The sequence below is a fragment of the Lentzea sp. NPDC004782 genome, from assembly GCF_040609115.1.
Taxonomy (GTDB): domain Bacteria; phylum Actinomycetota; class Actinomycetes; order Mycobacteriales; family Pseudonocardiaceae; genus Lentzea.
In genome coordinates, this window is the sequence record NZ_JBEXJN010000125.1 from 1 (window position 1) to 10,556 (window position 10,556).

A 10,556-nucleotide genomic window follows, 5' to 3' on the forward strand; every position below is an offset into this window, starting at 1 on the left:
GGCGGCCCACCCCCCCCCCGTCGTGTCCCCCGCGGCCGTCGAATCAGGGGACTCCCGCACTCGCATCGCGTAGCCTCGCGAGTCTGGGGAGTGGTGATGGAACTAAGGCTGCTGGGGACGGTCGAAGCCGTGCGGAACGGCGAGGCCGTGGCGTTGGGCGGACCGAAGCCTCGCTTGGTGCTGGCCGCGCTGGTGCTCGCGCGCGGGCGGGCGGTTTCCGCGCATCGGTTGGTGGATCTGTTGTGGGAGGACGATCCTCCCCGCAGCGCCACGGGTTTGTTGCACACCTATGTGTCCGGTTTGCGCAGAGCGCTCGGATCGTCGGTGATCGTCACCGACGACAGCGGCTACCGGTTCGACGGCAGCGGGATGCGGGTCGACGTCTACGAGTTCGAACGCAAAGCGCAGGAGTCCACCGAGGACGCCGAGGCGGAGTGGCGGGGGCCCGCACTCGCCGGACTGACCGGAACGTTCGCACGAGCCGAGGCGAAGCGGCTGGACGACCTGCGGCTGGCCGTGGCCGAGCGGCGGATCGCCGCGAGTCTCGACCGGCCGGGAGAGGTGCTGGCCGAACTGCGGCAGCTGAGCGAGCAGCACCCGTTCGACGAGCGGCTGCGCGCACATCTGATCACCGCGCTCGACCGGACCGGGCGCAGGCGTGACGCGATGACGGTGTTCCACGAGACTCGCCGGTTGCTCGCCGACGAACTCGGGGTCGAGCCCGGCCGGGAGCTGCAGGACGCGTACCAGGCCCTGCTCCGGGAGCACGAACCCGACCTGGCGCCGGACCTGCTGCCCGCCGACATCCCCGACTTCGTCGGGCGGGCCGAAGAGGTGCGCAGGATCCACGGGGCGCGGATCGCCGCGATCTCCGGGCAGCCCGGCGCCGGCAAGACGACGCTCGCCGTGCACGCCGCGCACACGTTCCCCGTCGGCTTTCCCGGTGGCAGGTTGTACGCCGACCTGCGCGGCACCAGGCGGCCGCTCGACCCGTTCGACGTGCTCGGCCGGTTCCTGCGCGCGCTCGGGGTGGCCGTGGGCGAGCTGCCCTCGACGCTCGACGAGCGGGTCGAGTGCTACCGGATGCTCACGGCCGCGCGAGGTGTCGTCGTGGTGCTCGACGACGCGGCTGACGAGAGTCAGGTGCGGCCGCTGCTGCCGGGCGGCGCCGCGTCGCGATGTCTCGTCGCGAGCAGGGCGAGGCTCACCGCGCTGGAGTCCGCGGCACAGATCGGGATGCCGTTGCTCGGCGAGGAGGAAGGCCTGGCGTTGCTCACCGCGGCGGCCGGCGGCGCCGATCCCGCGGCGGTGCGCGAGATCCTCCGGTTGTGCGGGCATCTTCCGCTGGCGGTGCGGATCGTGGGCGCCCGGCTGGCCGCGCGACCGGACCGTCCGTTGTCCTCGATGGTCGCGCGGCTGCGCGAGCAGCGCAGAATCCTCGACGAGCTGCGGGTAGGCGATCTGGAAGTGCGCGGCAGCGTGGCACTGAGCTACGACGCGCTGCCCGAGTCCGCGCGCCGGGCGCTGCGGTTGCTCGGCTGGCTCGGTATCTCGGACTTCGCGCCTTGGGTCGTGGCGGTGCTGACGGACGTCACGTTGCTGGACGCGGAGGACGTGATCGACGTGCTCGTGCACGCCCACCTGCTCGACGTGACCGGCGGGGCGCGGTTCCGGCTGCACGACCTGGTGCGGGTCTTCGCGTGGGAGCGTGCCCACGCCGAGGAGGAACGAGCGGGGCTCGTGTCGGTCGCGACTCGCGCCGGAGAAGTGTGCCTGCTGCTGGTGGAGCACGCTTCCGGTGACACGCCGATGAAGTTGCTGAGGTCTCCGCGTTCGGGAGAGGGGGCAGGTCTCGGCCACTGGCAGGCGCTGTTGCCCGACCGTCCGCTCGACTGGCTCGACGTCGAACAGGGCACCCTGGTGCACGTCGTCGAACGGGTCGGCGAGCTCGACCTCACCGACGTGGTGATCCGGCTCGCCACCGCGCTGTGCTCGTCGTCGTTCTCGGTGGAGAACCGTTTTCACCACTGGTGGCGCACCCACACCGCCGCGCTGGAGTCCGCGCGCCGCGTGGGTGATCGCACCGGGCAGGCGTTGTTGCTGTCCGGGCTCGGCTGGCTGCGTGCCGAACAGGACCGGCTCGACGAGGCCATCGACTACTACCGCCAGGCGCTGGAGTGCGAGGAGAACCCCGTCACCCGGTTGCTGCTCGCCAGCGTGCTCAGGGAACGCGGCGATCTCGCGGCCGCTTTGTCCACTGTGGACGAGGTGTTGCCGGCGCTGACCGACCGGCGCGCGCTGGCCAGGGCGGAGCACGGTCGTGCCATGACGTTGCTGGAGCTGGGCGACTTCCGTGCCGCCCACGCGGGCATGCGGAGAGCGCTGTCGGCTTATCAGGAGTTGGGGGACGACCACGGTGTGGGACTGGTGCGCCGCTCGATCGGCATCGTCTTCCGCGCGGAGGGGCGCCTCGACGCGGCGGAGCGGGAGAGCGAGGCGGCCCTGCGGTGCCTGAGCGTCGCCGGTGACCGGTTGATGGTCGTCTACGCCGAGCAGTCCCTCGCGAAGATCCGGATCAGGCAGGGCCGCGGTGAGGAGGCGCGCCAGGACCTGCTGTCCGCTCTGGACATCTGCCACGACATGCAGGACGGCTTCGGCGAGGCGCTCGTCCGCCGCACTCTCGGTGAGCTGGAGCTGGCGTCCGGCCGGTTCGTCGAGGCGGTGAGCCACCTGCGGCAGGCACTCGACTGGTGGGAGTCGCTGAACCTGACGCTGTGGCGGGCGAGAACGCTGCGGGACCTCGCCGTCGCGCTCGCCGCGCAGGGTGCGACGACGGAGGCCGAGGCGGCGCACGAGGAGGCACATCGCCTGTTCCTGCGGCACGGCAGCCGCGAGGCGGGGGAGCCCCGTCGGCTCACCGTCGTTCCGTCGTGAGCAGAGGAGCCGGGGTCTTTCAGCGTCCGTGGATCACGGAGAGGGCGTGCTCGCGGGCGGGTGCGCTCAGCGTGCCGTTCAGCTGCTCGAACACCGTCTCGGCCGTCACCCCGTTCCACCCCGGGGGCAGCAACGACAGCGGAAGGCCCGGATCGCTGTAGGGCAGCCGCCGCCACTGCGTCAGCATCGGCACGTACAGCTGGAACGCCTGCTCGGGGCTGCCTGCCGGAAGCGCGTCGAGCACGGGCCGGTGGCGGCGCACGAAGTCCGCGTACAGGTCGGCCAGCTCGTCGAGGTCCCACCAGGACCGCACCTTCGAGCGCAGGTCGCCGAAGGCGAAGTGCTGGCCGGCGAAGATGTCCACGTACTCGGCCAGGCCCCGGCGTTCCAGGGTGCGGCGGGTCTCGGTGGCGAGGTTGCCCGGCGCGACCCACACGCCCGGCGCGGCGGTGCCGAAACCGAGCTGGGTCAGGCCGGTGCGCAGCTCGTGACGCTTCTCGCGTTCGGACTCCGGCACGGAGAACACGACCACGAGCCAGCCGTCCTCGATCGTCGCCCGGCGGCGTTCGAAGATCCGCGCGTCGCCCTCGGCGAGCGTCTCCAGGGTCTGCTCGGACAGGGCGTAGCCGGCGGCGCCGTCGCGGCGGTCGCTGCGGACCACGCCGCGGCGCTTGAGGCGGGAGATCGACGACCGGACGGCCTGGCCCTCCACGCCGAGGTCCGCCATGAGCTGCACGACGGACGCCACGGACAGCCAGTTGTCCTCGCCTCGCGCGTAGAGGCCGAAGATCGTGACGATGAGCGGGCCGAGCCGGTCGCGCCCGGCCGCTGGTTCTGTGGTCAGCGCGACGTTCAGTGCCCTGCTCCTTGTCAGCCGAGATCGGTCAGGGTGACAGTGTTGCGCAGCTCGCCCAGCCCGCTCACGCGAGTCACCACGACGTCACCGTTCTGCAGGAAGACCTGCGGCTCACGGGCGTTGCCGATGCCGCTGGGCGTGCCGGTGAGGATCAGGTCCCCGGCGCGCAGGGTCATGCCGTGGCTGAGCTCGGCGATGATCCGGGCGAACGAGAACGCCATCTGCGCGCTGGAGGCGTTCTGCAGCAGCACGCCGTTGACCTCGCACTGCACCTGGAGATCGGTCAGGTCGACCTCGTCCGGCGTGGTGATCCACGGGCCGAGCGGCATCGTGGCGTCGATGCTCTTGCCCTTGAGCCACTGTCCTCCGTGCGCGCGTTGGAGATCGCGTTGCGAGACGTCGTTGGCGACGAGGAGGCCGAAGACGTGGTCGAGCGCCTTCTCCTCCGCGATCGACCGGCCGTCGCGGCCGATGACGGTGTCCGGGCCCTTGGTGAAGAACGCCGGGCGCTCCGGAACGGACACGGGGTCCTGCCCGTCGCGCCTGCCTTTCGACTCCTCGAAGTGGTCGAGGTAGTTCCAGCCGGTGCACAGGACGTCGCGGTTGAAGCGGTGCAGCGGTGACTCCAGCCGCACTCCGGACAGCGGCAGGACTTCTCCGGGCTCGCCCGCCGGGCCGCCGCGGACGATGTCGTCCACTGTGGACGGCAGCAGCGCGATCGACTGCTCCGCCGGGTTCACGACGGCGGCGCGGCGGGCCCCGTCGACGGTCACCGAAGCGAGCTTCACTATCGCGCCTCCATTTCGATGATCATGAAACCGCTATTGCTGGACCAGGCGCTCTTCCGGGATCACTGCGACCCCGAGGATCTCGATCAGGGCCTCCGGCTGCCACAGCGCGGTGCAGCCGATGCCGGCCATGGCCGGGTAGACCGGTCCGGCGAGCTCGCGCCACACCTTGCCGATCTCCTTGCCGTGCGCCTGGTAGTCGGGGATGTCGGTGAGGTAGATCGTGATGCTGACCAGGTCTTCCGGCACGCCGCCCGCCTCGCGCAACGTGGCCAGCACGTTGCCGAACGCCTGGCGGAACTGCTCGACGATGCCGCCGGGGACGATCTTCATGTCCGCGTCGAGGGCGGTCTGGCCGCCCAGGTACAGCGTGGTGCCGGCGAGCGTGCCGTGCGAGTAGCCGCTCGGCTTGGGCAGGCTGGCGGGGTTCACCGCTACGGGCCTCATGAGTATTGACAATATCTGACGGCGGTGAAGAATGCGATATATGGAGCCTGACCTCGGCAAGTACCGCCTCGAAGGCGACAACTCGATGTACCGGCTGCCCAGCGGACTCGTCGCGCCGGTGGTCACCCGGGGTGGCATGGAGAACCCGGACACCGCGAACTCCGGTGGCGCGATCCGGGTCTCCGGCGTGAGCATCCAGCACACCCCGGCCACGAAGCTGTGGTTCGGCAAGGTCACCAACGAACCCGGCTACCGCTCCGTCACGCACCACCACGGCGAGGCCGAGACCGGCGGCTACGTCCTGTCCGGCCGGGCGCGCATCTACTTCGGCGAGAAGTTCGAGGACTACGTCGACATGGAGGAGGGCGACTGGGTGTTCGTGCCGCCGTTCATGCCGCACATCGAGTGCAACCTCTCCCGCTCCAAGCCGCTCACGTGGATGACGACCCGCACGCCGGAGAACATCGTCGTCAACCTGGCCGACGTGCCGGACGAGGACCTGCGCGATTGGCTGAGCCGATGACCTCCGCGGTTTTCACGGCCGCGATCACGCTGGAGAAGGCCGATCCGGAGCACTTCGACCTGGCGTTCACCGCCGTCACACAGCCGTGCCCGTGGCCCAAGGCGTACGGGGGAGATCTCGTCGCCGCCGCGGCCGCCGCCGCCATGCGGTCGGTGACCGACGGCAAGACGCTGCACTCGATGCACAGCTACTTCCTGCGCCCGGCCGACATCGGCGCCCGGGTGCGCTACGAGGTGGAGCTGCTGCGCGACGGACGGGGCTACAGCACCCGGCAGGTCCGCGGCTACCAGAACGGCAAACCGCTCTACGTCTGCCTCGCCAACTTCGCCGCCGGCGAGCCCGGAGGCAGCTTCGAGACCGAGTTCACCGACGACGTTCCCGGCCCGGAAACCCTGCCCAGCTCGGCGGAGTACCTCGCCGGACGCGGCGGCGGCACGATGACCGGGGTGTCGCAGGCCTACTGGTCCGCGGGCCGCAGCTTCGACATGCGGCACGTGCCCGGCCCCGTCTACCTCGCGGTCGAGGGTGAACGCGTGCCGCACCAGGCGGTGTGGCTCAAGCCGTTCGACCCGCTGCGCCCGGTCGACGGGCTGACCGACGCCCAGCGCGACCTGGCCGCACTGGCGTACATGTGCGACTACACGATCCTGGAACCGGTCCTGCGGGTGCTCGGCCTGCCGTGGGCGCGACCGGGACTGGTCACCGCGAGCCTCGACCACGCCATGTGGTTCCACCGCCAGGCCCCGGTCGACGACTGGCTGCTGTACGTGCAGGAGGCCGTCGCCGCCGACGGCGGGCGAGGTCTGGGGTACGGGCGCTTCTTCACCCGCGACCGGCGTCACCTCGCCACCGTTGCCCAGGAGGGCATGATCCGCGCTTCCTGACCCGCCGCCCGCGGAAGGACTCACCATGGACACCTTCGCCCGCGACCACCTCCCGCCCGCGGCGCTGTGGCCGACGATCGAGTTCACCACGCCCGAGCTGCAGTACCCGCAACGCCTCAACGCCGCCGGTGAGCTGATCGACGTGGCGGTGTCGCGGTTCGGGCCCGACCGCCCGGCACTGCGCACGCCCGCCGGTGAGGTCTGGTCGTACGGCGAGCTGCGCGAGCGTGCCAACCAGGTGGCGTGGGTGCTGACCGAGGACTTCGGTCTCGTGCCGGGTCAACGGGTGCTGCTGCGGTCGCCCAACAACCCGTGGACGGTGGCCGCCTGGCTCGGCGTGCTCAAGGCGGGTGGGGTCGCGGTGACGACCATGGCCGCGTTGCGCACTCGGGAGCTGATGCCCATCGTCGAGCGCACCTGCCCGTCGATTGCGTTGGTGGACAACAGGTTCGTCGACGACGTGCGCGGCCTGCCGTCGCTCACCGTGGTGGGCTACGACGACCTCGCGGGGCGCGCTGGGACCAAGTCGGGGGAGTTCACCGCCGTGGACACCGCGGCCGACGACGTGGCGTTGCTGGCGCCGACGTCCGGGAGCACCGGCTCACCGAAGATCACCGTGCACTTCCACCGGGACGTGCTGTCCATCGACAACACCTTCGGCCGGCACGTGTTGCGGTTGACAGAGAACGACCTCGTCGCCTGCACCGCGCCGTTCGCGTTCACGTTCGGCCTGGGCGTGCTCGTGGTGTTCCCGCTGCGGGCCGGTGCCTGCGCCCTGCTCACCGAGGCGGCCACGCCCGCTCAGGTCGCGGAGCTCGTGGAGCGGCACGGGGTGACGGTGCTCGCGACGGCACCGACCGCGTACAAGGCGATCCTGCGCGACGGCCTCGAAGGCAGGCTCAGCGGGTTGCGCACCGCGGTGTCGGCCGGTGAGCACATCCCGCGGGAGACCTGGCTGCGGTTGGAGGAACGCCTGGGGCTGCGCGTGATCGACGGCATCGGTGCCACGGAGTTGCTGCACATCTTCATCTCCGCCGCCGGCGACGACATCCGGCCTGGCTCGACGGGCAAGCCGGTACCCGGTTACCGCGCCACCGTGCTCGGTCCCGACGGCGAGGAGCTCGGCCCCGGCGAACCCGGACGGCTGGGCGTGATCGGCCCGGTCGGCTGCCGCTACCTCGACGACGCGCGCCAGAAGGACTACGTGGTGGGCGGCTGGAACGTCACCGGTGACGTCTTCCACCGCGACGAGGACGGCTACTTCCACTACCACGCCCGCAGCGACCACATGATCGTCTCGTCGGGCTACAACATCGGCGGCCCGGAAGTCGAGGAGGCCATCGACACCCACCCCGACGTGCTGGAGTCGGCCGTCGTCGCCAAGCCGGACGATGAACGGGGTTCGGTCGTGTGCGCGTTCGTGGTGCTGCGCGACGGCGTGGTGGGCGACGCCGCGAAGGCCAGGGAGATCCAGGACCACGTGCAGCGGACCATCGCGCCCTACAAGTACCCGCGCGACGTGCGGTTCCGCACCTCGTTGCCGCGCAACGCGAGCGGCAAGCTGCAGCGGTTCGCACTCCGCAAGATCGTCGAGGAGGAAGCGCGGTGAAGATCGCTGTTGTCGGTGGTGGTCCCGGTGGGCTGTACTTCGCCGCGTTGATGAAACAGCTCGACCCGGCGCACGACATCACCGTGTGGGAACGCGACGCCGCCGACGTCACGTTCGGGTTCGGCGTGGTGTTCTCCGACGAGACCCTCGGCGGCATCGAGAACGCCGACCCGGAGTTCGCCGAGGCGATGTCGTGCCGGTTCGCGCGGTGGACCGACATCGACATCCACTACCGCGGTTCGTGCCACACCGTCGGCGGGCAGGGGTTCGCCGCGATGAGCCGCAAGGAACTGCTCGGCCTGCTGCGGCGGCGGTGCCTCGATCTCGGTGTGGTGGTGCACTTCTCGACGCCCGCGCCCGACGCCGCGCTGCTGTGCGGCTCGTACGACCTCGTGGTCGGGGCGGACGGCGTCAACTCGCTGGTCCGCCAGTCCTCTTCGGACGTTTTCCGGCCCGTTCTGGACCGCAGGCGCAACAAGTACATGTGGCTCGGCACGGACAGGGTCTTCGAGGCGTTCCAGTTCTTCGTCAAGGACACCGAGTGGGGAACCGTGCAGGTCCACGGGTACCCCTACTCCGACAGCGGTTCCACGTTCATCGTCGAGATGCACGAGGACGTGTGGCGCCGGGCCGGTTTCGACACCGCCGAGGAGTTCCCGCCCGGTGTCTCCGACGAACGGGCCGTCGCGCGGATCCGCTCGTTGTTCGCCGAGGAGCTGGCCGGGCACGAGGTGTTCGCCAACAACTCGAAGTGGCTGAGCTTCACCACCGTGCGCAACGAACGGTGGCACCACGGCAACCTCGTGCTCGTGGGCGACGCCGCGCACACCGCGCACTTCTCCATCGGCTCCGGCACCAAGCTCGCGATGGAGGACTCGCTCGCCCTGGCCGCCTGCCTGCACGAACACCCGGACGTGCGGGCTGCTCTGGCGGCCTACGAAGCCGAGCGCCGCCCGGTCGTGGAGTCCACGCAACGTGCCGCGCAGGCGTCGCTGGAGTGGTTCGAGAACATCGGCCTGTACGCCGGGCAGGAGCCGACCCGGTTCTGCTTCAACCTGCTCACGCGGTCCCGCCGGATCACCTACGACAACCTCCGCACCCGTGACCGCGAGTTCGCCGACCGCGTCGACGCCGCTTTCGCCGCCTCCCAGGGGCTTCCGGACCCGGCGCCGGCGATGTTCCAGCCGTTCCGCCTGGGACAGCTGGAACTGAAGAACCGCGTGATCGTCTCGCCGATGGACATGTACTCGGCCGTCGACGGCGTGCCGGGCGACTTCCACCTGGTGCACCTGGGTTCCCGGGCCGTGGGCGGTGCGGGCCTGGTGATGACCGAGATGGTGTGCGTGTCACCGGAGGGCCGGATCACGCCCGGCTGCACGGGCCTGTGGAACGACGAGCAGCGCGACTCGTGGGCGCGGATCGTGTCGTTCGTGCACGCGCGCAGCACCGCCCGGATCGGTCTGCAGCTGGGCCACTCCGGCCGCAAGGGCTCGACTCGCCTGATGTGGGAGGGCATGGACGAACCGCTGCCCGACGGCTGGGAGGTCGTCGGCCCCTCGCCGCTGCCGTACGGGCCGGGATCGGCCGTCCCGCGCGAAGCCGATCGCGACGACCTGGACCGGATCACCGCGTCGTTCGTCGCCGCCGCCCGCCGCGGCGCCGAAGCGGGGTTCGATCTGCTCGAACTGCACTGCGCGCACGGCTACCTGTTGTCTTCATTCCTCTCGCCTCTCGCCAACCAGCGCACGGATTCGTACGGCGGCTCGCTGGCCAACCGGCTGCGATACCCGTTGGAGGTGTTCGACGCCGTCCGCGCCGTGTGGCCGTCCGAGCGGCCGATGATCGTGCGCATCTCCGCCACCGACTGGGCTGACGGCGGCAACACCGAGCACGACGCCGTGGAGATCGCCCGCGCGTTCATCGCCCACGGCGCGGATGCGATCGACGTGTCCTCGGGGCAGGTGACGGCGGACGAGCGCCCGGCGTTCGGCCGCTCGTACCAAACCCCGTTCGCCGACCGGATCCGGCACGAGGTCGCGGCGGCCACCGGCACGGCCGTCATCGCGGTCGGCGCCATCGCCTCCTACGACGACGTGAACTCGATCCTGCTGGCCGGCCGGGCGGACCTGTGCGCGATCGGCCGGACCCACCTGTACGACCCGCACTGGACCCTGCACGCGGCGGCCGAGCAGGACTACCGCGGGGCCGAGTGGCCCGTCCAGTACCGGGCGGGCAGTCGGAAGCCGCCGAGCGCGCGCACCGACGCCGTGCGACCGCGGTTGTCGTTGGTGCGGGCGGAGCAGGCGGACCGGGACGTGCACCTGCGCTGGACCCCGCACACCCTGCTCCGGACCTGAGGTCCCCCGTTGTCGATGAAGGGCGCCTTCATCCACCTGAGGTCGATGAAGGGCGCCTTCATCGATCCAGTCACTGGAAGAGCAGAAGCTGCTCAAACGCACGCACGGCGGCGCGGTCGCGGTCGAGGTCATCTACGAGCTGCCGCTGCGCTACCGCG

General features: G+C 70.7%; 8 protein-coding genes. 5 read left to right on the plus strand and 3 right to left on the minus strand.

The window, feature by feature from the left end; all coding sequences use genetic code 11:
* The first annotated feature begins 96 nt into the window (after positions 1-96).
* Positions 97-2,934: a BTAD domain-containing putative transcriptional regulator gene (locus ABZV40_RS45575; RefSeq protein WP_355456362.1), complete on the plus strand. Its 2,838-nt coding sequence runs from the start codon at positions 97-99 to the stop codon at positions 2,932-2,934.
* A 19-nt stretch (positions 2,935-2,953) separates the two neighbouring features.
* Here ABZV40_RS45575 and ABZV40_RS45580 read toward each other — a convergent pair whose 3' ends face one another.
* Genes ABZV40_RS45580 through ABZV40_RS45590 form a run of 3 tightly spaced genes read right to left on the minus strand, consistent with a single transcriptional unit; the run spans position 2,954 to position 5,025 of the window.
* The gene (locus ABZV40_RS45580) at positions 2,954-3,808 is read right to left on the minus strand and encodes a PaaX family transcriptional regulator C-terminal domain-containing protein (RefSeq protein ID WP_355456369.1); all 855 of its coding nucleotides are present in this window, start codon (positions 3,806-3,808) and stop codon (positions 2,954-2,956) included.
* Positions 3,805-4,563, minus strand: coding sequence for a fumarylacetoacetate hydrolase family protein (locus tag ABZV40_RS45585; RefSeq protein ID WP_355456363.1), 759 nt, complete (start codon positions 4,561-4,563; stop codon positions 3,805-3,807). Before ABZV40_RS45585 ends, ABZV40_RS45580 begins: the two co-directional genes overlap by 4 nt.
* A 48-nt stretch (positions 4,564-4,611) precedes the next feature.
* Complete coding sequence (locus ABZV40_RS45590) at positions 4,612-5,025, minus strand: RidA family protein (RefSeq protein WP_355456364.1); 414 nt, start codon at positions 5,023-5,025, stop codon at positions 4,612-4,614.
* 40 nt (positions 5,026-5,065) lie between these two features.
* On the opposite strand from ABZV40_RS45590, the gene ABZV40_RS45595 reads away from it, so the two are divergent.
* Genes ABZV40_RS45595 through ABZV40_RS45610 form a run of 4 tightly spaced genes read left to right on the plus strand, consistent with a single transcriptional unit; the run spans position 5,066 to position 10,398 of the window.
* The gene (locus ABZV40_RS45595) at positions 5,066-5,548 is read left to right on the plus strand and encodes a cupin domain-containing protein (protein ID WP_355456365.1); all 483 of its coding nucleotides are present in this window, start codon (positions 5,066-5,068) and stop codon (positions 5,546-5,548) included.
* Positions 5,545-6,432, plus strand: a complete 888-nt coding sequence (locus ABZV40_RS45600) for an acyl-CoA thioesterase domain-containing protein (RefSeq protein WP_355456366.1) — start codon at positions 5,545-5,547, stop codon at positions 6,430-6,432. The genes ABZV40_RS45595 and ABZV40_RS45600 overlap by 4 nt, the downstream gene beginning before the upstream one ends.
* Before the next feature lie 25 nt (positions 6,433-6,457).
* Positions 6,458-8,041, plus strand: a complete 1,584-nt coding sequence (locus tag ABZV40_RS45605; RefSeq protein WP_355456367.1) for an AMP-binding protein — start codon at positions 6,458-6,460, stop codon at positions 8,039-8,041.
* Positions 8,038-10,398 carry a bifunctional salicylyl-CoA 5-hydroxylase/oxidoreductase gene (locus tag ABZV40_RS45610; RefSeq protein ID WP_355456368.1) on the plus strand — a complete coding sequence of 787 codons (2,361 nt, stop codon included), beginning with the start codon at positions 8,038-8,040 and terminating at the stop codon, positions 10,396-10,398. Before ABZV40_RS45605 ends, ABZV40_RS45610 begins: the two co-directional genes overlap by 4 nt.
* Positions 10,399-10,556: the final 158 nt, after the last annotated feature.

Excerpts from the sequence above, each read along its gene's own strand:
- ABZV40_RS45590 (WP_355456364.1), bottom strand. The coding sequence starts at position 5,025 with ATGAGGCCCGTAGCGGTGAACCCCGCCAGCCTGCCCAAGCCGAGCGGC.
- ABZV40_RS45595 (WP_355456365.1), top strand. The coding sequence starts at position 5,066 with ATGGAGCCTGACCTCGGCAAGTACCGCCTCGAAGGCGACAACTCGATG.
- ABZV40_RS45605 (WP_355456367.1), top strand. The coding sequence starts at position 6,458 with ATGGACACCTTCGCCCGCGACCACCTCCCGCCCGCGGCGCTGTGGCCG.
- ABZV40_RS45575 (WP_355456362.1), top strand. The coding sequence starts at position 97 with ATGGAACTAAGGCTGCTGGGGACGGTCGAAGCCGTGCGGAACGGCGAG.
- ABZV40_RS45600 (WP_355456366.1), top strand. The coding sequence starts at position 5,545 with ATGACCTCCGCGGTTTTCACGGCCGCGATCACGCTGGAGAAGGCCGAT.